Consider the following 24,832-nt stretch of genomic DNA (forward strand, 5'->3'; position numbering starts at 1 on the left):
TTGGTCCCCTCAGTGCAGGTTGGGCTGGTTACCCGCGCCTTTTTCGTCGATCATCCTGCCGGTGCGGAACCGGTCGAGGCGATAGGCGGTTGCGACCGGGTGCGGCTCGTCCTTCGCCAGCATATGTGCAAAGCAATAGCCCGACGACGGGGTCGCCTTGAACCCGCCGTAACACCAGCCACCGTTGAAATAGAGCCCCTGAATCGGCGTGCGGTCGATGATGGGCGAGCCGTCCATCGACATGTCCATGACACCGCCCCACATCCGCAACAAACGGGCGCGGCCGATCATCGGCATCAGGGCTATTCCGCCCTCGCAGACGTCTTCGACCACCGGCAAATTGCCGCGTTGAGCATAAGTGTTATAGCCGTCGATATCGCCGCCAAAAACCAGCCCGCCCTTGTCGGACTGGCTGACATAGAAATGCCCTGCGCCAAAGGTGATGACGCTGGGCAGGACCGGCTTCAACCCCTCAGAGACAAAAGCCTGCAAGACGTGGCTTTCAATGGGCAGCCGCATCCCGGCCATCCCCATCACGCGGCCCGAATTCCCGGCCACTGCGCAGCCGACCTTGCCCGCCCCTATAAAGCCTTTTGAGGTCTCGACGCCTAGGCACTTCCCATCTTCAATCCGCAGGCCGGTGACTTCGCAGTTCTGGATGATGTCGACGCCGTGACTGTCCGCCGAACGCGCATAACCCCAGGCCACGGCATCGTGCCGCACAGTGCCGCCGCGCCGCTGAACAAGGCCGCCCTTGATCGGAAACCGGGCGTCGTCGAAATTCAGATAGGGGTGCTCCCGGCGCACCTGATCCGCATCCAGCAATTCGGCATCCGCTCCGTTCAGGATCATCGCATTGCCGCGCCGTGTGTAAGCATCGCGCTGCGCGTCCGAATGGAACAGGTTGACGATCCCGCGCTGGCTGACCATGGCGTTGTAATTCAGGTCCTGTTCCAGCCCTTCCCACAGTTTCAGCGAGAACTCGTAGAATGGCTCATTCCCGTCCAGCAGATAGTTCGAGCGGATGATCGTCGTGTTCCGCCCGACATTGCCGCCTCCGATCCAGCCCTTTTCGATCACGGCCACATTGCGCTGACCATAGACCTTGGACAGGTAATGCGCCGTGGCCAGCCCGTGACCACCGCCGCCGATTATGACGATGTCATAATGCGCCTTGGGTTCGGGATCGCGCCACACCGGTTTCCACCCCTTGTGGCCGGTAAGCGCCTCTTTGAAGACTCGGAAGCCTGAATATCGCATGAATTGGACCTTTTTTTGCCAGAATTCACCATTATGCGGTGTTTGGATATCCTCAGATGCGACATCGACATGTCTGAATCAGACCCTATCGGATTGCGCGGTCGGCCAATGTCTGGGAAAACCAGTCCACAAACGCATCAACCTCGGGCGAGCTGCGCTGTACTGCCAGAAAATATCCCTCGCTTGCCGGGGCCGAGGCGTCTGCGGCAGGAATCACAAGGCCGGCTTTCAGCGCGTGATCCGCGACCAGAGCATTCACCAAGGCGACGCCGTTGCCCGTTGTGGCAAGTTGCAGGGCCAGCCCATAGGAATCCACGAAATAGGTCGGGCTGTGCACAGAGTGGCCCGTCACCTCGGACCAGGATGCCCAGTTGTCCGAGGTGCCAACGGATTCGATCAGGGGCAAGTCCGGAAATTCCGCGCTCAGATGAGGGGACTTCACCGCCATCAGGGTGTTGGGCCGCAGCGGCGTGGCGTTTTTGCCGACCTGCTTTTCCGACCCGAACCGGATCTCAACATCCGCGCGCGAGGCCGCGTATTCGTCGGGCCAGATCGTGCTGACGAAGCGGACCGAAGTATCGGGGTGCTGGGCCTGAAACCGGAGCAGGGCAGGTGAAATCACCCATTCCAGAACGCTGACCGAGGCCGCGACGGTAATGTGCCTCGCGCGTTCTTCGGCGAGATAGGGCGAGGCGGCGGTTTGCAACATGTCCAGAGCGGCCTCGACCTGGGGCAACAACTTGCGCCCTTCGTCGGTCAGCGACAAGCCCCGCGCATGGCGATGAAACAGCACCACGCCCAACCGGGTTTCCAGCGATCTGATCTGCTGGCTGATGGCGGATTGGGTCAGGCCGATTTCCTCGGCGGCGGCGGTTGAACTCAGCCGCCGGGCTGCGGCCTCGAACGATCTGAACCACGTGAGCGGCGGAAGGGATTTTGCCATCGGTAACCAACCTATTAGTGATGGTAATACCTAAGACTAAAGTTCTTTCGTTTGTCAAAGAGGACGGCGGCCAGAGATAGTCTGCCAACCAAAAAACGGGAGACGGTCGTGGAGCCAAACATTCGGAAAATCGTGACATTCGACGAAGAAGTTCTGATCGAGGGGTTTCGCGAGACCGATCGCCCGTGGCGGATGTTTGCGGTTGCGGCTGTGGTGACCAACCCGTGGGCCGGGCGGTATGTCGAAGACCTGCGGCCTGAAATTCTGGCTTATGGCCCGATACTCGGAGAAGTTCTGACCAGCCGGATGATCGCGCTGGCCGGGAGCGGTGAGGCCATCGAAGCTTATGGCAAGGCAGCTGTCGTCGGGCTGGACGGCGAGGTCGAGCATGCCTCGGGGCTGATCCACACCCTGCATTTCGGCAATATCTTTCGTCAGGCCGTGGCCGCGAAATCTTATCTGTCCTTCACCAATACCCGTGGGCCGGCGAACGCGCCCATCATGGTGCCGTTGATGGACAAGAATGATGCCGGACGCCGGTCGCATTACCTGACATTGCAATTCGCGATCCCGGATGCGCCGCGCGCGGATGAAATCGTGGTCGTTCTGGGTGGGGCGACATCCGGCCGTCCGCATCACCGGATCGGAGATCGTTATCAGGACTTAAAGGATCTGGGTCATGACGTGGACAATCCGGCCTCGGTCTGATTTCGGCGGGTTGACCGCTGTTGACGAAGGCGACGGGCCCCTGATCGTCATGCTGCATGGCGTGGGTTTGCGGGCCGAGGCATGGGGCGCGCAAATTGAACCGCTGGTCTCGGAAGGATATCGTGTGGTTTGCCCGGATATGCCGGGGCATGGAGAGGCCGTGTTTTCAGCTCGGGATGAGCTGGCCAATCATGCGCAGGCAGTTGCCGCCGCTTTGACCGAGCCCGCGTTGATTGTCGGGCATTCGATGGGGGCGTTGCTGGCGGTGGAGATTGCGGCGGCGGATACCGGACAGGTTCGCGGCATCGCCGCGCTGAACGCGATCTATCGGCGGTCACCGCAGGCGCGGCAGGCTGTTCTGGCCAGAGCGCACAGTTTGTCTGATCAGCGACCGAATGATCCAACGGTCACATTGCTGCGCTGGTTTGCAGACGCCGATGCCGAGGAACGCGCGGCTTGTGCGCGATGGCTGCGGGATGTCGAACCGTCCGCGTACAAAGCAGCCTATACGCTGTTTGCGGAGAGCGACGGGCCATCTGATGCGCAGCTGGCCGGCATCTTATGCCCGGCGCTGTTCCTGACGGGCGGGGATGAGCCGAACTCGACCCCCCGGATGTCGCGGGACATGGCCGGCCTGGCACCGCAGGGGCGGGCAGAGATCATACCAAACGCCGCCCATATGATGCCGATGACCCATGCGGACGAAGTCAACGGCATTCTGCTGCCCTTCATTCAGGAGTGCCTGTCATGACCGCTACAGACCCACGAGCCCTGCGCGACGCTTTTGGCAGCTTCATGACCGGCGTGACCGTGGTGACGACCCGCGACGGGTCCGGCGCGCCGGTTGGGTTCACGGCCAATTCCTTTTCCTCAGTTTCGCTGGATCCGCCGCTGCTGCTGGTTTGTCCGGGTAAGTTTCTGTCCACCTACGATCTGTTCAGATCCTGCCGACATTTCGCTGTCAATATCCTTGCCGAAGGGCAGCAAGAGGTATCCAACACCTTTGCAGGTTTCAAAGGCGACCGGTTTGCCAGGGTTGCGCATCGCAATGGCCCGAAGGACCTGCCGCTGATCGACGGCGCGCTGGCGCAGTTCTGCTGTGAAACCCATCAGGCCCTGCCCGCCGGGGATCACACGATCCTGATCGGGCGGGTGCTGAGCTTCTCTCATACCGGGGGCGACGGTCTGGGCTATGTCGGCGGATCGTATTTCAGCCTGGGTCTTGAGCGTGAGATCGACGCCAGGGTGCCCACCGTCTGCGGGGCCATTATCGAAGCTTACGGCAAGGTTCTGATGGAGCGTCACAACGGCGCATTCCAGCCGGTTCAAGTGGCAGGGGCCGAACCGGGCGGACAGCGGAACAGGCTGGCACAGGCGCTATCGGCGCGGGGTCTCAAGGCGCGGATCGAACAGGTCTACTCCTCGTTCAGCGATGCGGATTCCGGGCAGCACTACACGTTTTTTCTGGCCTCGGCCCAGCCGGACGAACCGAAACAAGGGGCCGAATGGGTCAGGATCAACGATCTGCCGGACCAGACCTATACCACCCAAGGCATCCGCCACATGATGACCCGTTTTGCGCGCGAGGCCCGGACCGGGGATTTTTCGCTGTATCTGGGCGACGCAGAACAGGGTGAGATTCACAGTTTTCACGACAGGAGCCAATGATGGAGTTTTCGCTGTTTGCCCATATGGAACGCCTGACGCCCGATCAGCCTCATGACGTGCTTTACGACGAATTCGTGGGGCTTGTGAAAATGGCGGATGACGGCGGAATGCGCGCCGTCTGGACAGGTGAGCATCATGGGATGGAGTTCACGATCGCGCCGAACCCGTTCCTGTCGCTGGTCGATCTGGCCCATCACACGCGCAACGTGCGGCTGGGCACCGGAACCGTCGTTGCGCCTTTCTGGCATCCGATTAAACTGGCGGGAGAGGCTGCTGCCGCGGATCAGATGACCAAGGGGCGCATCGAACTGGGAATCGCGCGGGGAGCCTATTCCTTTGAATATGAACGCCTGATGCCCGATATGGATGCCTGGGAGGCGGGGCAGAGGATGCGTGAATCCACGCCGCTATTGCCACAAATCTGGCAGGGGGATTGCGCGCATGAGGGAGAGTTCTACGCCTTTCCCGCAACGACATCGGCCCCGAAACCGCTGCAGGACGGCGGGCCACCGATCTGGATCGCGGCCCGGGATCCCAACAGCCATGAATTTGGCGTTCACAACGGGTTCAACATTCAGGTCACGCCGCTGTGGCAGGGGATGGAAGAGATCGAGACGCTGATGGGGCGGTTCAATGATGCCTGCGACAGCTATTCGGGGCCGCGCCCCAAGATTATGTTGCTGCACCATACCTATGTCGGCAAAGACGACGAGGACGTGGTGCAGGGTGTCCGGGACCTTCGCCGCTATTACAACTATTTCGGCGCGTGGTTCCTGAACAAACGGCCGATCCGGCAGGGTTTGATCGACCCGATATCCGAGGCAGAAATGGACGCGAACCCGATGTATACCTGTGAAAAGCTGGGGCGCGATCTGACCGTCGGTACCGCACAGCAGGTGATTGACCGGATCAAACGGTATGAGGATCTGGGCTATGATGAGTTTTCGTTCTGGGTCGACAGCGGTATGACCAACGAACGAAAGCGCGCCTCGCTGGCGCGGTTCATCGACGATGTTATGCCAGCCTTTCAGTGAGGATCACCATGGGAAACCTTCCGCATTTTCAGTTGTTCATCGACGGCGAATGGACTGAAGGGTCGGACGCGCAAGTGATGACCTCGCAAAACCCGGCAACCGGGCAGGGCTGGGCCACCTTTGCCTGTGCGTCAAAGGACGATGTCAACCGCGCCATATCCGCCGCCAGACGCGTGCTCGACGATCCCGTATGGCGGGATATGACACAGACCGCGCGGGGGAAGCTGCTGTACCGTCTCGCGGACCTGATTGCCGAGCACGCGCCACGTCTGGGTGAGTTGGAAACGACGGACAGCGGCAAGCTGTTGGCAGAGACCTCGGCTCAGACCGGGTATGTCGCAGATTACTACCGTTATTACGCGGGGTTGGCCGATAAAGTTGAAGGAACGGTCCTGCCCATCGACAAGCCCGACATGCACGTCTTTACCACGCGCGAACCTATCGGCGTTGTCGCTGCCATCGTGCCCTGGAACGCGCAGATGTTCCTGACGGCCACCAAGCTTGGCCCGGCTCTGGCCGCAGGGTGTTCGGTGGTTCTGAAGGCCTCCGAGGTCGCGCCCGCGCCGATGCTGGAATTTGCCCGGCTGATTGAACAGGCGGGCTTTCCGCCCGGTGTCGTCTCGGTCATAACCGGCGATGCCGAAAACTGCGCCATTCCGCTGACGCGCCACCCGGATGTGGACCGGATCGCCTTTACCGGCGGACCCGAAACCGCACGCCATGTGGTGCGTAATTCGGCTGAAAACTTCGCGGTCACCTCATTGGAACTGGGCGGGAAATCCCCGATCCTTGTGTTCGAGGATGCTGATCTGGACGGGGCTGCCAATGGCCTGATCGCGGGAAATTTCGGCGCGTCGGGCCAAAGCTGCGTGGCCGGGACGCGCGGCTTGGTGCACCGGTCGATCCTCAAACCTCTTATCGCGCGGATTAAGGAAAAGGCCGGCACCATCCGGTTGGGGGATCCATTGATGGCGGAAACGCATGTTGGTCCGCTTTGCACCGAAGCGCAGGTTCAAAAGATCGAGGACACTCTGGCCAAGGCACAGGGGCAGGGCGCGGTGATCCATTTCGGCGGAAAACCCGCCGACCGCCCGGGGAATTACATGAACCCGACCCTGGTCCAATGCGTATCACCGGACACCGAAACCCTGCGGATCGAGATGTTCGGGCCGGTGATGTCCCTGCTGCCCTTCGACACCGAGGAGGAAGCGATTACGTTGGCCAACAGCACGCCTTATGGGTTGGGATCGGGTGTGTTCACGCAAAACCTGGCCCGTGCGCATCGCGTTTCAAAACGGATCCGGGCTGGGATCTGCTGGGTAAACACCTATCGCGCGATTTCGCCGATTGCACCCTTTGGCGGGTTCAACCAATCCGGCTATGGGCGCGAAGCCGGGGTCGAGGCCATCCTGGACTACACCAGAACCAAAACCACCTGGATCAGCACCGCACAAGAGCCGATGGCGAACCCGTTCGTAATGCGCTAAGCCTGTGCGAAAGCAGGGATGGGAGTGCGTTCATGAAGCTTGCAAAACCAAATTTCGTGCCGCCTGCGGATGCGGATGATCGCAAGACTATCCCTCCCGTCATTTGCTATCCGCCGGATACGCTGCCACAGCCGGACCTGACGGCTCTGACCCGTCTGCGGCAAGGCGCGACCAAGACGGCCGAGGTGACGGCCGCCCCGCGCGACGCGGCTTGTATCGACGTACCGGCAGGCGCATTTGTTCGCGTGGTATCCGTGGACGGGCCGCAGGTCGGCGACCTGAACATGTGGAACAGGCACGATCTGACCGAGCGGTTCTATTCCGGAAAAACCCGCGCTTTGCACGGCACGCATCTGTCGACCGGAGACCGCATGTGGTCGAGTTTTCCCAACATGCGACCCATGGCGACCATCGTGGGCGATACGCTGGACTGGTACGGCTTTGATGCCTATGGCGGCTCGGTTCATGACGTGATCGGGACGCGCTGTGACCCGTATACAGGGCGGTTGTTGTCGGGGGATGATTATCATTATTGCTGTCATTCCAACCTGACCCGCGCGCTGGCCAGCCATTGCAACCTGTCGCTGCACGAGGCGGAAATGCATGTGCATGATGTGCTGAACGTCTTCATGTGCACCGGGTTCACCCGCGACACCGGCCAGTACTTTATGAAGGCCAGCCCCGTGCGTCCTGGCGATTACCTGGAATTCTACGCCGAGATCGACCTGATCGTCGGCCTGTCCGCCTGTCCCGGCGGGGATTGTTCGGCTGAACATTCGTCGGATGTGGCCGCATGTTACCCGTTGCTGATCGAGGTCTTTGACCCCGGTGAAAGCGCGCGCGCCGCACATGTTCATCCCGCGCGGTCTGCCTATGACCGCTCGCACGGAACCGGTTAAGCGGTCAGACGCCGGCCCAGCCGGTCCAGCATTTTGCAACACAGGCCAAGCTGATCGATCTCAAGGAATTCGTCGGCCTTATGTGCCTGCGCAATTGAGCCCGGCCCGCAGACGATGGCATGAACGCCCAATTGCTGGAACAGCCCTGCCTCGGTGGCAAAGGAAACCACGCCGGTACCGTTGGCCCCGGTCAGTTCCGCAACCAGATCGCGGGCCGCGTTGTGCTCCATCGGTTCAAGCCCCTCGACCTCGGCTATGGCTTGCTGGGTGATGTCAGCGCCGCTGAATACCGCCTGCATTTCGGGCAGCAGAGTATGATTGACGTAGTCGGTCATGGTTTTCTTGACCAGTTCGGCATCGCCGGATTGAACGGGGCGCATTTCCCATGCGATTTCAGCTTTGCTGGCGATGACGTTATGCGCGACGCCCCCAGAGATGCGCCCGACATTCAGGGTGGTCCATGGTGGTTCGAACCTGCTGTCGGTTGGGGCGCGGGATTTCAGGATATGGCGCAGTTCCAGCAGCTTGCCGATGTAACGCGCCGCGTATTCGGCGGCGTTGACACCATCATCAGGCGCCGAGCTGTGACCTTCGAGCCCCGCGAACCGGGTGGTGTATTCGAAACACCCCTTGTGCCCTTCGATCACCCGCATCTCGGTCGGCTCGCCGATAATGGCGATGTCCGGAACAATGCTGCGATCCGACAGGTCATCGACCAGGTTCTGCGCGCCAAGACAGCCGGTTTCCTCGTCATAGGTAAAGGCAAAGTGCAGCGGCTGGACCAGTTTGCCGGTATCCAGGGTTTCCGCGAAAGCCAGCGCTGCAGCGATGAAACCCTTCATGTCGCAAGTGCCGCGACCGTAAAGCCTGCCGTCCTTTTCGGTCATCAGGAACGGGTCCGATGTCCAGTCCTGATCCGCCACCGGAACCACGTCCGTATGCCCGGACAGAAGTATGCCGCCGGGTTTGTCCGGTCCCAGCGTGGCAAAAACGTTGGCCTTGGCGCCCGTTTCATCGCGGGTTTCTATACAGCGCGCGCCCAGAGCATTAAGCCGCTCGGCCAGATAACCGATCATGTCCAGGTTCGAGACCGCCGACACTGTTTCAAAGGCAATCAGATCGGACAAAATGTCGATGGATCTTTGCAACGTCATGGCTTCACGAACAGTTTTCTGGGCCGGTCGCAAAAGCATTCGGCCGGTCCGGTTTCGGTGATCAGGATCAACTCGGTTATTTCCAGGCCCCAGTCGTCCATCCACAGGCCGGGCATGAAGTGAAAAGTCATGCCGGGTTCCAGCACAGTCTCGTCTTCGGCGCGCAGGGATATCGTGCGTTCACCCCAGTCCGGCGGATAGCTGAGGCCAACCGGGTAGCCGCAGCGCGCGCCGCGCTCGATCCCGGCCCGTTCCAACGGCGCGGCCAGTGCCTGCGCGATGTCGCGCGCCTGATTGCCGGCGCGGGCGGCATCAAGCCCGGCTTCCAGTCCTTCGACCAAAGCGGCCTCGGCCCGGCGCAGATGGTCCGGCGGCTGTCCCAGAAAGACCGAGCGGCATAGCGGTGCGTGATACCGGCGATAGCAACCGGAGAGTTCGAAGAACGTGCACTCACCGGTCTTGAAGGGTTCACCATCCCAGGTCAGATGCGGGGCCGCAGCGTCAGGGCCGGATGGCAGCAGCGGCACGATGGCGGCGTAATCCCCCCAATCCCCGTCAACGCCCGATATTGCGTCATGATAAATCTGTGCGACCAGCGCGTTCTTGTTCAGTCCCGGCTCGACCCGTTCCAATACGCCATCTATGATGTGCTCGGATATCCGCGCAGCCTTGCGCATCAGCGCAATTTCTTCGTCCGACTTCACGGCTCGCTGCCAGTTCACCAGACCGTTTGCATCGGTCAGATCTGCATCGGGCAGTTCGGCCATCAAAGTCAGATGCGCCTTGGCCGAGTAGTAATAGTTGTCCAGTTCAACGCCGATCCGGCCGGTTCCGAGGCCATTGTCCCTCATCAGCGCGGCGAGGTCCTGCATCGGATGCCGGACGGTCGATTGCACGTATTCGTCGGCATAGCCGAACACCCGTTCATCTGGCATCCATACCGTGCGCCGCGCGCCATTGGCGTCCTGATTACGGCCCCACCAGATCGGATCGCCATCGTGCAGGACCAGAACGCCCTGATGCACGTAAAAGGACCAGCCCTCATACCCGGTCAGCCAGGCCATGTTCGAAGGGTCTTCGACAAAAAGCGCGCCCAGCCCAGCCGCCGCCATGGCGGCGCGGGTCTTGGCCAGCCTGCGGTCATATTCGGCCCGGCTGAAGGCGGGGTTGGGGTGGACCATGGATTGCTCCTGCGCTGACCGAGTTTTGTTGACAGAACTTGAGGAATGGGATCACGTCAATGGGCAACTCAGGAAAGACACTCAATTGAAAATCATATCCAACCCCCATCGCGGCGGCCAGAAACTGATCGAGGCCGCGCCGTACCCGTCCACTGACGCGGGCCGTGTGGCCGATCTGCTGAGCCAATGCCCCGCCGCCGCCGAAACGCCGCTGGTCAAGGTTGACGGATTGGCGGATGTCGCGGGTCTTTGGATCAAAGATGAACGCGGGCGCATAAATCTGGGGTCGTTCAAAGCTCTTGGGGCGGCCTATGTGATTGCACGCCACGCGGCCGAGGTTGCACCGACACCTGATGCGTCAGCTTTGTCCGGGCGCACTTATGTCACCGCCAGCGCAGGCAATCACGGGATGAGTGTTGCCGCCGGTGCCCGCATCTTTGGTGCCGAGGCCGTCGTCTATATCGCCGAAACGGTGCCCGAGGGTTTCGCCGACCGGCTGCGGGCCCAAAACGCGCGCGTGGTGCGGCACGGTGCGGACTACGCCGCCAGTATGGAAGGTGCCAGCCAGGCCGCGAAGGAGAACGGTTGGACCCTTCTTTCAGACAGTTCGTGGGACGGATACTATGAGTTGCCGCACATTCTGATGGAAGGCTACCTTCAGATGGCTGCCGAAGCGGCGCGGCAATGCCCGGAACCGCCGACCCACATCATGCTTCAGGCCGGAGTTGGCGGGCTGGCAGGCGCCGTGGCGGCTTATGCGCGCAAAGTCTGGGGCGATGCGCCGCAAATCATCGTCGTTGAGCCCGACGCAGCCCCGGCTCTGCAAGCCAGTATCCAGGCCGGAACCTGCGTCTTTGCGGACGGCCCGGACAGCGTGATGGGGCGGCTGGACTGCAAAGAGCCATCGCAGATCGCCCTGAACGGGCTGGCGCGCGATGCGGACCGGTTTCTGACCCTGACGGATCAGGAAGTAACGGATCACCTGCCGGCGATGGCGACAGCGGGGGTCGAAACCACGGCATCAGGCGGGGCCGGGATTGCAGCGGCCATGAATACCGATGTGCGGGATGCGCTGGGTATCGGTCGCGACGCCCGTGTCCTTTGCTTTTTGTCCGAGATCGCCGAATGACGGGCTTTGACATCTCTGAATACGAGGCGCGGACCAGCCGCGCGCAACGACGGATGGCGGAGGCGGGGATATCCGCGCTATTGCTGACGACAGAGCCCGAAGTTCGCTATTTCACCGGTTACCTGACCCGGTTTTGGGAAAGCCCGACGCGCCCGTGGTTCCTGATCGTTCCGGCGACGGGGAAGCCAATCGCCGTTATACCCTCAATCGGTGCCGCGCTGATGGCGGGAACCTGGGTGGAAGACATCCGTACCTGGAGCGCGCCGGACCTTACCGATGACGGTATCAGCCTTTTGGCCGAGGCTCTGACCGAGGTCACGCCCGCAGATGCGCGTATCGGGCTGCCGGACGGGCATGAAACCCATATCCGCATGCCCTGGGCCGATCTTCAACGCCTGCAAATCCTGATTGGCGGTCGGGAATTGGGCGGCGATGGCGAAATTCTGCGGGCATTGCGGATGGTCAAATCCGAAGCCGAAATTTCCCGGATCGAAACCGCCTGCGGGATTGCCGGGCGTGCCTTTCATCGGGTTCCCGAGATTGCCCGCGCGGGCGTTGCGCTGGATGAGGTGTTTCGACAATTCCAGATGCTGTGTCTGGAAGAGGGTGCAGACTGGGTTCCTTACCTTGCCGGCGGCGCTGAGCAGGGCGGCTATGCCGACGTGATCTCACCGGCTGAGCCTACGGCTTTGCGGCCGGGTGATGTCTTGATGCTGGATACCGGGCTGGTTCGGGACGGCTATTTCTGCGATTTCGACCGGAACTGGTCGGTTGGCCCGGCAACGCCAGAGGTGAAGGATGCCTATACTACGCTGATCGAAGCTTCGGATGCCGCGTTCGATATCGCGCGCCCCGGGGTCACAGCGGCCGATCTTTACCATGCCATGAACCGGGTTCTGTCCCGTTCCAGTGGGGAAACCGGGGCAGGGCGTTTGGGGCACGGTTTGGGTATGTCGCTGACCGAATGGCCGTCGCTGATCCCAACGGATCACACTGTGCTTGAGCCGGGCATGGTCCTGACGCTTGAACCGGGCATCGCCGTGGGCGACAAAATCCTGGTTCACGAAGAAAACATCGTCATCACCGAAGGGGCTCCACGCTTCATCAGCCCCCGGGTCGGCGCGGAGTTGCCAGAGATATGAGTTATCTGCCCTACACCCTGGACAAGGACGACCCTGACTCAGTGCCGATGGGTCTGATCGTTCTGCAGACCGATGAAACGATCGAACCTGAATTCAGCGCCTATTTCCCGGACCGCTCCTGTCCGATTTATGTTTCGAGAATTCCAAGCGGCGTGAATGTGACCACGGACACGCTGGCGGACATGGAAAGGGCCTTGCCCGCGGCGGCGGATCTCTTGCCGAAAATTCGCCCCTATCGCGTGGTCGGGTACGGGTGCACGTCCGCCAGTTCGGTCATCGGATCAGATCAGGTCGAACGGATGGTGCAACAAACCTGCGACGTCGCGGTTGTTACAAATCCGCTGCGCGCTGCCTCTGCCTGCGCCGCAGATTTGGGGGTTTCCAGATTTGCGCTGCTGTCCCCGTATATCGAAGAAGTGAACGAACCGCTGAGGCAGGCTTTTGCACGAAATGGCGTTTCGATGGATGTTTTCGGCTCGTTCGGGCAGGCCGAGGAATCAAAGGTCGTGCGCATTTCCCGGCGATCCGTTGTCGATGCTGCGGTGAAGCTCGGCACTGATTCGTCGGTTGAGGCTGTTTTTCTAAGCTGTACAAATCTAAGAACTTTTGACGCCATACCCGAGATTCAGGAGCGGCTGAAAAAGCCGGTTTTGTCCAGCAATCAAAGCCTTGCGTGGCATATGCGGCAACTGAACTCTGCCTGCGCGGTCTGAATTGTCATTCCATTGAAACATTTATGGTTGCGTGGTGCGTCCCGCATGTCCTTAAATGGGGCGGATAGGTCTTTGAGACCCGGATAAACCGGGCGGCCAACAGACCACACAGGGAGCCAAGTCGGTATATGTCCAATGACGCAGCGTTCGTCGAGTTTCAACGTGTCCAAAAATCTTACGACGGCGAGATACTTGTCGTAAAAGACCTAAACCTCTCAATGCCAAAAGGTGAGTTTCTGACAATGCTGGGCCCGTCCGGTTCCGGCAAGACAACTTGCCTGATGATGCTGGCCGGTTTTGAAACCGCGACTCATGGCGAGATCATGTTGGACGGGCGTCCGATCAACAACATCCCGCCGCATAAACGTGGTATCGGGATGGTGTTCCAGAACTACGCCCTGTTCCCGCACATGACTGTGGCCGAAAATCTGTCCTTCCCGCTGGAAGTGCGGAATATGGGCAAGGAAGCGCGTGAGGAAAAAGTCAAACGCGCGCTCGACATGGTGCAGATGGGCGCCTTTGGCAGCCGCCGTCCGGCGCAATTGTCCGGCGGGCAGCAACAGCGGATTGCCCTGGCCCGAGCGCTGGTGTTCGAGCCCGAACTGGTCCTGATGGACGAACCGCTGGGCGCGCTGGACAAGCAGCTGCGCGAGCATATGCAGTTCGAGATCACCCGCCTTGCGCATGAGTTGGGGATCACAACGGTTTACGTGACACACGACCAGACCGAAGCACTGACGATGTCGGATCGCGTCGCCGTGTTCGACGACGGGCGCATTCAGCAACTGGCGCCGCCAGACTTGCTGTATGAAGAGCCCGAGAACAGCTTTGTTGCTCAGTTTATTGGTGAAAACAACACGTTGGAAGGTGTTGTTAAGTCAATCGACGGCGATGCCTGTGTCGTGACTCTGGATGACGGGTCCGAAATTGACGCCAAGCCGGTCAATGTGCACGCCGCCGGCGAGCGGACCAAGGTTTCGATCCGGCCCGAGCGGGTTGAATTCAACAAGGACCGGCTGCATGCCGATGCGCATACCCTGAAGGCGACGGTGAAAGAGTTCATCTATATGGGCGATGTATTCCGGTTCCGCCTGTCTGTGGCGGGGAATGATGACTTCATCATCAAGACCCGGAACGCGCCGGATGCGGTCAGGCTGTCCCCGGGGCAGGAAGTCGAAATCGGCTGGCTGGCCCATGATTGCCGGGCGCTGGACGCCTGACGCAGGAATCCCCCACGGCGGCCCGCCCGGGTGCGTGGGAAAAGAGGATCGGGTTGCCCCGTGATCCGGTCTTCGAGGTAAAATTTAACGGGTATAACAGGGAGTTAACTATGAAAGTAACCAAAACCACTCTGATGGCAAGCGCGATTGCGGTTGTCGCCGGCGGGGCCATGGCCCAAGAGATGACCATCGTCTCATGGGGCGGCGCGTATTCCAAGTCGCAGCTGAAAGCGTATCACGAGCCCTATTCGGAAAAGACCGGCGTCACCATTCTGAACGATGACAGCTCGGCCGAAGCGGTTGCCAAGCTGCGCGCCATGAACGAAGCGGGCAACATCACCTGGGATGTGGTGGATGTTGTGGCCGCTGACGCGATCCGTCTGTGCGACGAAGGTCTGGCACTGGAAATCGATCCGGATACGCAGCTTGCACCCGCGCCGGACGGCACTCCGGCGTCCGAAGATTTCGGCGATCTGCTGGTCAGCGAGTGTTTTATCCCGCAGATCGTGTACTCGACGACCTTTGGCTATCGCACCGACCTTGTGGGCGACACGCCGCCGGCAGATGTCTGTGCGGTGTTTGACCTGGAAACTTATCCGGGCAAGCGTTCGCTGGAAAAGCGTCCGATCAACAACATGGAATGGGCGCTGATCTGTGATGGCGTGTCCAAGGACGACGTCTATGACGTGCTGGCAACCCCGGAAGGGCAGGATCAGGCGCTGGCTAAACTGGGCACCATCAAGGACAACGTCGTCTGGTGGTCTGCCGGTGCCGATACGCCGCAGTTGCTGGCCGATGGTGAGGTCGTCATGGGTTCGACCTATAATGGTCGCCTGTTCAGCGTGATCGAAGAGCAGAAGCAACCCGTTGCCATGCTGTGGGACGCGCAGGTGTTCGATCTGGACGGCTGGATCATCCCCGCCGGTCTGAGCGAGGAACGCCAGCAGCGCGCGCTGGACTACATCATGTTCGCCACCGACACGCAGCGTCTGGCGGATCAGGCCAAGTACATTTCGTACGGTCCGGCCCGGGCATCCTCGGCACCGCTGGTGGGTCAGCACGCCGATCTGGGTATCGACATGGCACCGCACATGCCGACCGATCCGGAAAATGCCAAGAACACGTTCCTGTATAACTACGAGTTCTGGGCGGATTATCGCGACGATATCGACGCCAAGTTCCAGGCGTGGCTGGCGCAATAAGCTGGTTTAGAAAACCTCGGTCGGGGCTGCTTTTGGCCCCGACTTACCAAAGACCAAGGGACGCAGATGACTGACGCAACTCAATCCGGTCCGATGCTGGCTGCGGATGGCACGCCACTCAAGAAATCTCTGGCGCGTTCCCTGCGCCGCCGCAAGCTTCGGGCTCTGGCGCTGATTGCACCCTTGCTGTTGTTCGTGCTGCTGTCCTTTGTGATCCCGATTGTATCGATGCTGTTCCGTTCGGTTGAGAACAGCATTGTGGCCGAAACGCTCCCCCTGACGGTGGTTGAGCTGCGGAACTGGGACGCCGAAAGCGGAGAGCTGCCGGACGAGGCGCTGTACGCGGCGTTTACCAAAGACATGATCGCGGCGATTGACGCGAAAGAGCATACAAAGCTGGGCACGCGTCTGAACTATGAACAGACGGGCATGTCGTCCATGTTTCGCCAATCCGGGCGCAAGATCAAACGGTTGGACGTCGAAGCGGATGCACCATTCAAGGAAAAACTGATCGAAATTCACGATGGCTGGGGCGACGTTGATACCTGGCGTGTGATCAAGACCCATGCGGTTCCGATCACCAACGGGTATTTTCTGAACGCCATCGACATGCGCCGGACACCAGAGGGCGCTCAGTCACAGCCGGAAGACAAGCAGATCCTGATCAAGCTGTTTGGACGCACATTGTTCATGTCGCTGATCATTACGGGCTCGTGCATATTGCTGGCCTATCCGATCTCCTACCTGCTGGCCAATCTGCCGATGCGGATTTCCAACTTGCTGATGATACTTGTGCTGTTGCCGTTCTGGACGTCGCTGCTGGTGCGGACTTCGGCATGGAAGGTGATGCTGCAACAGCAGGGGGTGATCAACGAAACGCTGGTCTGGCTGGGGCTGGTCGCGGATGACGCGCGGCTTGTGATCATCAACAACCAGTTCGGCACGATCATCGCGATGACGCATATCCTGCTGCCGTTCATGATATTGCCGATGTATTCGGTGATGCAGACGATCCCGCCGTCCTATACGCGCGCCGCCAAGTCGATGGGCGCCACCAACTGGACGACGTTCTGGCGGATCTACTTCCCGCAATCCATTCCGGGCATCGGCGCGGGCTCGATCCTCGTGTTCATTCTGGCCATCGGTTACTACATCACGCCCGAGATCGTCGGCGGGACCAAAGGTGTCTTCATCTCGAACCGGATTGCCTACCACATCTCGTCCTCGCTGAACTGGGGGCTTGCGGCGGCGCTGGGGACGATCCTGCTTGCGGTCGTGCTTCTACTCTACTGGGTCTACGACAAGATCGTGGGCATCGACAACGTCAAGCTGGGATAAAGACCATGGCAGCACTTACACCAATCTCCCGCAAACCGTTGTCGGTGGTCCTGCCATCCGTGGCCATCGCCGGCGGGTTCGTCGGAATGTTCGTCGGCGCCGGTCAGGGCAACGTATTTCTGGGCATCGTAGCTGGCGCCGCGCTGATGGCGTTGCTGGCATGGATCTATATCGCGGTGCTGGACAACGAGCGGGCCGCGCGATGGATCACGATACTGGGGCTTGGGGCAACCGGCCTGTTTTTCGCTGGTCTGACCGGGCTGATCGTTGGGCTGCTGGTCGGTTGGTTCTTTGCTTTCTTCATCTTCTGGCTGTACGAGGGGCGGTATCGGCGCAAGCTGTTGCCATACCTGACCGGACAACAGGTTTTCTATCACTACCTGTTCCGCGTGATCTGCGGCGCGATCTTCGTGTTCCTGATCACTCCGATCCTTGTGGTGCTGCCGCTGTCATTCAACGCGCAGGACTTCTTTACCTTCACGCCCGAGATGCTGCGGCTGGACCCCGAAGGCTATTCGCTGAAGCATTACCAGGACTTCTTCACCAATAATGAGTGGCAGCGCAGTTTCAAGAACTCGCTGATTATCGCGCCTATCGCGACCTTCATTTCGGTGACGTTGGGCACGCTGGCGGCCATCGGGCTTAGCCAGTCTCATGTGCCCGGACGGCGGGCCATCATGGGGGTTCTGATCTCGCCGATGATCGTGCCGCTGATCATCTCGGCCACGGGCATGTTCTTTTTCTACAGCGACATTGGCCGCTTCCTTGAGGGCACGCTGGGCATGAACAAGAACTTCGTGGGCTATGTGAAGGTCATTCTGGCACACGCGGTTTTGGGAATTCCCTTCGTGATCATCACGGTGACGGCGACGTTGGTCGGGTTCGACCAATCGCTGACACGGGCGGCGGCGAATATGGGCGCGGGTCCGGTGCGGACGTTCTTCAAGATCCAGATGCCGCTGATCCTGCCAGGTGTGATCTCGGGTGGCCTGTTCGCCTTCATCACCTCATTCGACGAGGTTGTGGTGGTGCTGTTCGTCGGTTCTGCAAGCCAGAAAACTTTGCCGTGGCAGATGTTCACCGGCCTGCGCGAACAGATCAGCCCGACCATCCTTGCGGTCGCGACCATCCTTGTGGTGATTTCAATTGCGTTGCTGACCACGGTCGAACTGTTGCGGCGGCGGTCCGAACGGCTGCGCGGTCTCAGCCCGGCTTGACGCGACTCGAAAGCTGATTTAGCGATTTCCCTGTGCATCCCGGTCACGATGGCGTCGTGACGTAACTTGGGATGCATGGCTCTCGGTTCCCGAGGCCGCTTGTCCTGAACGCCGGGACTTGTGGCCGGGCTGTGCCTGTCCGGCATTGAGGAGAGACCAAATGAAAGACCTGCAAAATCGCCCCGAGTTTTTCACCAGCCATAACGGTGACAAAGCGCCGTTGCCCTTCAGCAAGGCAGAATACGCACGGCGCCTGACCAGCCTGCGCGCGACGATGGCCGCGCGTGATATCCCTGCGGTTCTGCTGACGTCGATGCACAACATCGCCTACTACTCGGGCTTTTTGTATTGCGCCTTTGGCCGACCCTATGGCTGCGTTGTGACTCAGGATGCGTGCACGACGGTTTCGGCGAATATCGATGCCGGTCAACCCTGGCGGCGCTCGGTCGACGAGAACGTGATCTACACCGATTGGCAGCGAAACAACTACTGGCGCGCGGTGGCCAGCCTGATCGGTTCCGTCGGACGGATCGGGATTGAAGGCGATCACATGACGCTGGCGATGCGCGACACGGCGCTGGATATGCTGGGCAGTCCGGAACTGGTGGATATCGCACCGGATACAATGGCCGCACGCATGGTCAAATCGGCCGAAGAGATCGCGTTGATCAAGGGCGGCGCACGCACTGCGGATGTCGGTGGCACCGCCATTCACGCAGCGATCCGCGAGGGCGCGACCGAGATCGAGATTGCCATGGCAGGCCGCGACGCGATGGAGGCCGAGATCGCACGCGCCTATCCGGAGGCCGAGTACCGCGACACCTGGGTCTGGTTCCAGTCGGGCCTCAATACCGACGGCGCGCATAACCCGGTCACCAAGCGCGCGCTGCAAAAGGGCGATATCCTGTCGCTGAACACGTTTCCGATGATCTCAGGCTATTATACCGCGCTGGAACGTACCCTGTTTCTGGGCGAACCCGATGCGGAAAGCCTGCGCATCTGGAAGGCCAACGTTGCCGCGCACGAGCTGGGACTGAGCCTGATCAAACCCGGCGCAACCTGTTCCGGCATCTGTGATGAGATCAACCGGTTCTTCGCTGATGAAGGGCTGCTGCAATACCGTTCGTTCGGCTATGGCCATTCCTTTGGCATTCTCAGCCACTACTACGGGCGCGAAGCCGGGCTGGAACTGCGCGAAGACATCGACACAGTCCTTGAACCCGGCATGGTCGTGTCCATCGAACCGATGCTTTGGATCCCCGAAGGCCAGAAAGGTGCGGGCGGATATCGCGAGCATGACATTCTGGTTGTTGAGGACTCCGGTGCCGAGAACATCACCGGCTTCCCCTACGGGCCCGAGCACAACACGATCAGCGCCTGATCGGATCGGCGGGAAGGGCGATCAACCCTTCCTGCCTTTTTCATGAAAGATGAACCCGATGAAGTTCAACAGCACCTGAGCTGCCAGAATCTGGGTGCTTTCGGTGGGGTCGTAATTCGGGGCGACTTCGACAAGGTCGATGCCCACGACATCGCCGCGCTTTGCCAGCCCCTGCAAAATCTCCAGCACGTCGTAATAAAGGAACCCGCCGTGACTGGGCGTTCCTGTGCCTGACGCGATAGAGGGGCAGAAAGCGTCGATGTCTATCGTCACGTAGTACCGCGCACCTCCCGGTATTCTCTCCAAAACGCCTTCGGTGCCCAGTTGGCGCACCTGCCGAACGGACAGGATATCTGATCCACGCGCACGGGCGTCGTCATATCCTTCCCTGGCGGTAGAAGACACGTTGCGAATGCCCAGTTGGGTCATGCCGGAAACATAAGGCTTTTCGATCGCCCGGCGCATCGGGTTGCCGTGGCCTGCTGTAACGCCGTGCCGCTCGTCCACGAAATCCAGATGCGCGTCGATCTGTACTACGTGGATCGGACCGTTTTGCGCGCAGTCGCGTTCGAACGCGTTGATGCATGGGATATTGACCGAGTGGTCGCCACCGATCGTGACGGGCAGGGCGCCTGCCTCAAGCATTCTTTCGACACCCAACTGAATGTTGGCGTGACTTTCATCCGTTTTGGTGTGAATGATGTCGGCGTCGCCAATATCCACCATGCGCACAGAGGCATCCAGATAGGTCGCGTCATCCTCATGGTCGTAGGCACCGGCATGCCCAAAACTAAACAGGGTCGAAGCCTCACGCACGGCGCGCGGTCCGAACCGCGCACCGGACCGCCACTGGGTTCCGAAATCAAAAGGCGCTCCCATGACGGCCACGTCTGCATCGATCTGGTCCCAATCTTCGACATAGGGCGATTTGCCAAAGGTCGAAATGCCCACGAACGGCAGGTTCAGGCGACCGCTCGAATACCCATGAGATGACATTGCGTGATTCCTGTTTCTTGTTCTTCCCGGGCAGCTTAGGCAGGATACGCGCACCTGAACAGTTCGCGCAGCGACATCAGGTGTCGTTGCGTGGGGTTGATTGTCCGGTTCAGCGGCGTGTATCTGACGCAAGCGTTGGAAAGGAATTGCCTTGGGACGTCACGAGCTGCCATCAGGAACGGGTGTCTACTATATCAATCTGGACCGGGTGCCCGAGCGAAAGGCATTCATGGAAAGCCAGTTCGCCCATGCAGGACTGTCCGGTGCTCAGCGGTTCAGCGCGACCGACGCGCAGCAACCCGACGCTTTGGACGGCAACGGTTATGTTCCCGGAACCGGCAGCAGGTGGGGGCTGAAGCAAAGCGAAATCGCCTGTTTCGAAAGCCACCGCGCCGTCTGGCAGACGGCGATCGACCGCGGCCACAAGGCGGTGGCTGTTTTCGAGGATGACGTCGAAATGTCGGCCCGGGGCGGTGAGGTCATTGCGGCACTGCTGGGCTGCGCTGCGGGTTTCGATTTCGTCAAGCTCGACTATTCGCCCCGTGCCCTGCGGTTCGGTCCCGAAACCGAGATTGGCGGCGTTCCGGTTCGACCGATGCTGGAAATGGCTCCAAGCGCGGCGGCTTATGTCCTGTCGCAGAGGGCATGCCGCAAATTGTTGTCGTGGTCCGAACAATACTCGGACCACCTTGACGACTTCGTCTCGATCCCACGTCCAGACTGGCGCATGTACCAGTGCTTCCCGGCCGTCGGGGTGCAGATGATCTGGTCGAAACAGCAGGATCAGACATTAGAAACCGTCAAGGTCAGCGAACGCTCGCAGGACAAGAAAACCAACAGCTGTCTGGACAAGGGCCCGCTTTGGTTCCGCATCAGACGGGAAGTGCAGGCCACCCGCCGCAAGTTGTACTGGCGACGCGGTGGACAGGCGCGGTTGTTGGCGCAGGGCGGGTATGTCGGCTTTATTCCCTGTACGGATGATCTGAGCGTTTAGCCCCGTCCGAGCGTCTGAATACCACACCCTGTCAGGGCTGGTTGGCGCTTGCCCCTTATAAGCGTTAACAAAACTATCGATTTGATATAGTCTTGCAGTGTTGTTTGTTGTTAGCGCTTGGGTGTGTGGTGTGGGTCAGACAATTTATGAACGATATGGCGGGTTTAAGACAATCAGCCGGATTGTGATGACATTCTATGAAATGGCCCTGGATTCCGAACAGATCGGCGGTCATTTCGAAGATATCGACATGCCGCGCCTCATAGATCATCAAACGAAATTCGTATCCTCTCTGGTCGGTGGCCCTGCATCCTTCAGCGATGAAAGAATTGAGGCCGTGCACCGGCACCTCAACATTACTCATGCGGATTTTGATGAGATGGCCGAGCTTTTCGGCGAGGCGCTGGCGATGCATGGGATGGAGGACAGCCACATCAAGATCGCGCTGCAAGCCATCGAATCCAAACGCGCCATCATTGTCGCGCGTGACGCCGCATGAGCATTCTGGCCATCAACGAGCAGCTTCTGCGCGCGATTGGTGTCGGCGTGGCGGTGGTGCGTGCCTCGGATCTCACCTTTGTGTTCCACAATGGTCCGTTCGCCGAGTGGTTCGGCGAACCGACGCAAGAACAGACCTTGCTGGACCTCATACCGTCTCTTGATCAACGTGAACTGGATGACGTGAAACAGTCCGGTCTGCGCTATTCGGTCGAGTTGCAGATCAAACCCAAACGTAGAACGCTGATCTTCGCGACGGCGGTTTCGCTGGCGAACGGATTGACCGAACAGGTGCTGGTTGTCGAATGCCAGAACATCACCCGTATTCGCGAACTTGAAAGCATGATCGACAGCTATTCGACCATGGTCGAGCGCAACACCCGGGAATTGGAGCGTGAGAAGGAGCGCGTCGAACGGTTGCTGCTGAACCTGATGCCGCGCGCGGTCTACGAAGAGTTCAAGAGCTTCGGCGTGGTAACGCCGCAGCTTTACGATCAGGTCTCGGTGGTCATGCTGGATTTCGTCGGCTTCACCGATTTTGCCGCCAAGACGGACCCGACCGTAACGCTGAGCGAGCTGAACGACATCTTCACGGCGTTCGACCGGATCGTCGAGCAGTTCGGGTGCGAGCGGATCAAGACAATCGGCGACGCCTATCTGGCGGTTTCGGGAATGCCCGATCCAACGCCGGACCACGCGACCGCAGTGGCGCATTGCGCGGTCAGGTTCCTGCGATACCTGGAACGGCGCAATGAAAGTCATCCGCATAAATGGCAGGCCCGCATCGGCCTTGGCATGGGTGCCGCAGTGGGTTCGGTCGTGGGTATTCAGAAATACGTCTACGATGTGTTCGGCCCTGCGGTGAACATTGCCTCCCGCCTGCAAGTCTTTGCAAACCCTATGAATATCGTTGCGCCGGAGGAGATGAAATACGCTCTGATCGACGAATTTCAGGTCGCAGACATTGGACGTGTGGACATCAAGGGGATGGGCGAGATGGAACTGATCAATGTCACTTCGGGCCTCAGCGCGCCGCAGCCCCGGGTTAAGTTCTGACGAAAACCTATTCATCCTGCGGCACCAACCCCAGACCGCGTAAATAGATGCCAATGCCGCTTTCCAGCAGGTCTTCGGGCGGAAACGGTGAACTGGCACCGGTGTTGCGCGCATAGAGCTCCACGACGCCATGGCTCATGGCCCAGATATGGGCGCTGAACATCGACGCCGGCGGTCGTTTATCCGGCGGGATGTGCTGAGAGAGATCGGCCGCCGCTTTTTCCAGCACGCTTTTGGCGCGGTTTGCAGCCATCGACAACTCCGGCGTCCGGTTGACCGAAATCCCGCTTTCGAACATGGCGATGTAGTGGCCGGGGTGCTTGCGCGCAAACGCCAGATAGGCGCGTCCGGTCGCCTCGAACGCGGCCAGAGCGGATGGCTGACCCTTGTCATAAGCGTATTGCATAAGGTCGGCGAACATCTCGAACCCTTGCCGGGCGGCTTCGGCAATCAGGTCTTCGCGTCCGTGAAAATGCCTGTAGACGGCGGCGGGCGTCACACCTGCGGTTTTTGCGGCCTCGGACAAGGTAAAGCCGGTCGGACCCTTTTCTTCGATCAGGGACAGGGCGGCCTCGATCAAAGCCTGCTTCAGGTTCCCGTGGTGATACCCGCGTTTTGTCATCCCTGTATCAGGCACCTTTTTGTTTAAGCCTCTGGAATCCAGGACATAGCCCCTGAGCGCATCCACGTCCAACCCCGGTCACACCGGATGCCCCGCAAAATCCATCACGCGTCCCAGATTTCCGGCCCGCCGCAAATCTTGGGATCGTTGGGACCGATGGCGTCCTTGTCCTTTTCGTCATAGGGCAGGGCGTGCAGAACGGTACGAATGGCCGCCAGCCGCGCCCTTTTCTTGTCGTCCGACCGAATGATCGTCCAGGGGCAGTTTTCCGAATGGCTGCGCGTCAGGGTTTCGGAAATGGACTGGCTGTATTCCTTCCATTTGTTCAATCCCGCAACGTCGATCGGGCTGAGCTTCCATTGCTTCAGCGGGTCCGTTTCGCGGGCCAGAAACCGGCTCAGCTGTTCGGCGCGTCCGACGTTCAGCCAGAACTTGAACAGCGAAATCCCGTCATTGACCAGACCTGTTTCCAGCGGCAGAACCTGACGGAAGAAACGCTCGCGCTCTTCATTGGTGCAGAACCCGAAAACATTCTCGACCACGCCCCGGTTGTACCAGCTGCGGTCAAAGAACACGATCTCTCCGGCAGACGGCAAGTGCTGGATGTATCGCTGAAAATACCACTGGCTGCGTTCCATGTCCGAAGGCTTGCTGAGCGCAACGTTCCGCGCGCCGCGTGGGTTCAGATTCTCGCGGAACCGCTTGATTGTGCCGCCTTTTCCGGCTGCATCGCGACCTTCAAAAATAAGCGCAACCCGATGATCCGTTTCCTTGATCCAGGATTGCATCTTGACCAGTTCGATCTGCAGCTCTTCCATTTCCTTCTCGTAGTCCTTGCGCTTCATGCGTTCGGAATACGGGTAGGTGGGGTTCAGGATGTCGCCTTTTTCCGCGGATTCGATTGCCTTCCGCACCTCTTTGGGCGCGTCATGTCGAAAGTACTTTTCAATGGAACCTCTTTCGGAACGGGCCATGGCCTACCTCAGCATA

General features: G+C 59.8%; 24 protein-coding genes. 17 read left to right on the plus strand and 7 right to left on the minus strand.

What is annotated here, in order from left to right:
- Positions 1-9: 9 nt before the first annotated feature.
- Positions 10-1,260 (minus strand): sarcosine oxidase subunit beta family protein, encoded by a 1,251-nt coding sequence (locus tag ACXAC3_RS11725; protein WP_475160216.1) that lies wholly within the window; start codon positions 1,258-1,260, stop codon positions 10-12.
- Between the two features lie 85 nt (positions 1,261-1,345).
- Positions 1,346-2,203: a LysR family transcriptional regulator gene (locus ACXAC3_RS11730; RefSeq protein WP_475160218.1), complete on the minus strand. Its 858-nt coding sequence runs from the start codon at positions 2,201-2,203 to the stop codon at positions 1,346-1,348.
- Positions 2,204-2,311: 108 nt separating this feature from the next.
- Between ACXAC3_RS11730 and ACXAC3_RS11735 the strand changes: the two genes are divergently transcribed.
- From ACXAC3_RS11735 to ACXAC3_RS11760, 6 genes are read left to right on the plus strand one after another with little or no spacing between them, the layout of a single operon-like run.
- Complete coding sequence (locus ACXAC3_RS11735; protein ID WP_475160224.1) at positions 2,312-2,911, plus strand: amino acid synthesis family protein; 600 nt, start codon at positions 2,312-2,314, stop codon at positions 2,909-2,911.
- Positions 2,883-3,662 carry an alpha/beta fold hydrolase gene (locus tag ACXAC3_RS11740; protein ID WP_475160230.1) on the plus strand — a complete coding sequence of 260 codons (780 nt, stop codon included), beginning with the start codon at positions 2,883-2,885 and terminating at the stop codon, positions 3,660-3,662. The genes ACXAC3_RS11735 and ACXAC3_RS11740 overlap by 29 nt, the downstream gene beginning before the upstream one ends.
- Entirely contained in the window at positions 3,659-4,579 is a 921-nt protein-coding gene (locus tag ACXAC3_RS11745; RefSeq protein WP_475160232.1) for a flavin reductase, read from the plus strand. The genes ACXAC3_RS11740 and ACXAC3_RS11745 overlap by 4 nt, the downstream gene beginning before the upstream one ends.
- On the plus strand, positions 4,579-5,613 hold the full coding sequence (locus tag ACXAC3_RS11750; protein ID WP_475160235.1) for an LLM class flavin-dependent oxidoreductase: 1,035 nt from the start codon (positions 4,579-4,581) through the stop codon (positions 5,611-5,613). Before ACXAC3_RS11745 ends, ACXAC3_RS11750 begins: the two co-directional genes overlap by 1 nt.
- An 8-nt stretch (positions 5,614-5,621) precedes the next feature.
- Positions 5,622-7,100, plus strand: coding sequence for an aldehyde dehydrogenase (locus tag ACXAC3_RS11755; RefSeq protein ID WP_475160237.1), 1,479 nt, complete (start codon positions 5,622-5,624; stop codon positions 7,098-7,100).
- Positions 7,101-7,132: 32 nt separating this feature from the next.
- Entirely contained in the window at positions 7,133-7,999 is an 867-nt protein-coding gene (locus ACXAC3_RS11760) for an urea carboxylase-associated family protein (RefSeq protein ID WP_475160240.1), read from the plus strand.
- On the opposite strand, the gene argE is transcribed toward ACXAC3_RS11760, so the two are convergent.
- Together argE and ACXAC3_RS11770 are read right to left on the minus strand one after the other, a co-directional pair.
- Positions 7,996-9,153, minus strand: coding sequence for an acetylornithine deacetylase (argE, locus tag ACXAC3_RS11765; protein ID WP_475160243.1), 1,158 nt, complete (start codon positions 9,151-9,153; stop codon positions 7,996-7,998). The genes ACXAC3_RS11760 and argE overlap by 4 nt on opposite strands.
- Entirely contained in the window at positions 9,150-10,334 is a 1,185-nt protein-coding gene (locus ACXAC3_RS11770; protein WP_475160247.1) for a M24 family metallopeptidase, read from the minus strand. Before ACXAC3_RS11770 ends, argE begins: the two co-directional genes overlap by 4 nt.
- Before the next feature lie 85 nt (positions 10,335-10,419).
- On the opposite strand from ACXAC3_RS11770, the gene ACXAC3_RS11775 reads away from it, so the two are divergent.
- The 8 genes from ACXAC3_RS11775 to ACXAC3_RS11810 all read left to right on the plus strand — a co-directional run bounded on the left by ACXAC3_RS11775 (position 10,420) and on the right by ACXAC3_RS11810 (position 19,676).
- Positions 10,420-11,463, plus strand: coding sequence for a pyridoxal-phosphate dependent enzyme (locus ACXAC3_RS11775; RefSeq protein WP_475160251.1), 1,044 nt, complete (start codon positions 10,420-10,422; stop codon positions 11,461-11,463).
- The gene (locus tag ACXAC3_RS11780; RefSeq protein WP_475160253.1) at positions 11,460-12,605 is read left to right on the plus strand and encodes a M24 family metallopeptidase; all 1,146 of its coding nucleotides are present in this window, start codon (positions 11,460-11,462) and stop codon (positions 12,603-12,605) included. The genes ACXAC3_RS11775 and ACXAC3_RS11780 overlap by 4 nt, the downstream gene beginning before the upstream one ends.
- A complete protein-coding gene (locus ACXAC3_RS11785) occupies positions 12,602-13,318 on the plus strand; it encodes a maleate cis-trans isomerase family protein (protein ID WP_475160255.1) in 717 nt (238 codons plus the stop codon). Before ACXAC3_RS11780 ends, ACXAC3_RS11785 begins: the two co-directional genes overlap by 4 nt.
- A 128-nt stretch (positions 13,319-13,446) precedes the next feature.
- Positions 13,447-14,538, plus strand: coding sequence for an ABC transporter ATP-binding protein (locus ACXAC3_RS11790; protein WP_475160257.1), 1,092 nt, complete (start codon positions 13,447-13,449; stop codon positions 14,536-14,538).
- Positions 14,539-14,648: 110 nt separating this feature from the next.
- Positions 14,649-15,740, plus strand: a complete 1,092-nt coding sequence (locus tag ACXAC3_RS11795) for an extracellular solute-binding protein (RefSeq protein ID WP_475160259.1) — start codon at positions 14,649-14,651, stop codon at positions 15,738-15,740.
- A gap of 66 nt (positions 15,741-15,806) precedes the next feature.
- Positions 15,807-17,078 (plus strand): ABC transporter permease, encoded by a 1,272-nt coding sequence (locus ACXAC3_RS11800; RefSeq protein ID WP_475160260.1) that lies wholly within the window; start codon positions 15,807-15,809, stop codon positions 17,076-17,078.
- A 5-nt stretch (positions 17,079-17,083) separates the two neighbouring features.
- Positions 17,084-18,295: an ABC transporter permease gene (locus ACXAC3_RS11805; protein WP_475160261.1), complete on the plus strand. Its 1,212-nt coding sequence runs from the start codon at positions 17,084-17,086 to the stop codon at positions 18,293-18,295.
- A gap of 160 nt (positions 18,296-18,455) precedes the next feature.
- A complete protein-coding gene (locus ACXAC3_RS11810) occupies positions 18,456-19,676 on the plus strand; it encodes an aminopeptidase P family protein (RefSeq protein WP_475160264.1) in 1,221 nt (406 codons plus the stop codon).
- Positions 19,677-19,697: 21 nt separating this feature from the next.
- On the opposite strand, the gene speB is transcribed toward ACXAC3_RS11810, so the two are convergent.
- Positions 19,698-20,672 carry an agmatinase gene (speB, locus tag ACXAC3_RS11815; RefSeq protein ID WP_475160267.1) on the minus strand — a complete coding sequence of 325 codons (975 nt, stop codon included), beginning with the start codon at positions 20,670-20,672 and terminating at the stop codon, positions 19,698-19,700.
- A gap of 151 nt (positions 20,673-20,823) precedes the next feature.
- Here speB and ACXAC3_RS11820 point away from each other — a divergent pair, with 151 nt between their 5' ends.
- The 3 genes from ACXAC3_RS11820 (at position 20,824) to ACXAC3_RS11830 (ending at position 23,220) form a co-directional block, all read left to right on the plus strand.
- Complete coding sequence (locus ACXAC3_RS11820; protein ID WP_475160269.1) at positions 20,824-21,666, plus strand: glycosyltransferase family 25 protein; 843 nt, start codon at positions 20,824-20,826, stop codon at positions 21,664-21,666.
- Between the two features lie 130 nt (positions 21,667-21,796).
- On the plus strand, positions 21,797-22,165 hold the full coding sequence (locus ACXAC3_RS11825) for a group I truncated hemoglobin (RefSeq protein ID WP_475160271.1): 369 nt from the start codon (positions 21,797-21,799) through the stop codon (positions 22,163-22,165).
- Positions 22,162-23,220, plus strand: a complete 1,059-nt coding sequence (locus ACXAC3_RS11830; protein WP_475160275.1) for an adenylate/guanylate cyclase domain-containing protein — start codon at positions 22,162-22,164, stop codon at positions 23,218-23,220. The genes ACXAC3_RS11825 and ACXAC3_RS11830 overlap by 4 nt, the downstream gene beginning before the upstream one ends.
- Before the next feature lie 7 nt (positions 23,221-23,227).
- Here the strand turns inward: ACXAC3_RS11830 and ACXAC3_RS11835 are convergent, their stop codons facing one another.
- Positions 23,228-23,842, minus strand: a complete 615-nt coding sequence (locus ACXAC3_RS11835; RefSeq protein WP_475160278.1) for a TetR/AcrR family transcriptional regulator — start codon at positions 23,840-23,842, stop codon at positions 23,228-23,230.
- Positions 23,843-23,946: 104 nt separating this feature from the next.
- Entirely contained in the window at positions 23,947-24,816 is an 870-nt protein-coding gene (gene ppk2 / locus ACXAC3_RS11840; protein ID WP_475160282.1) for a polyphosphate kinase 2, read from the minus strand.
- Positions 24,817-24,832: the final 16 nt, after the last annotated feature.

Source organism: Ruegeria sp. ABV4_181, assembly GCF_056158465.1.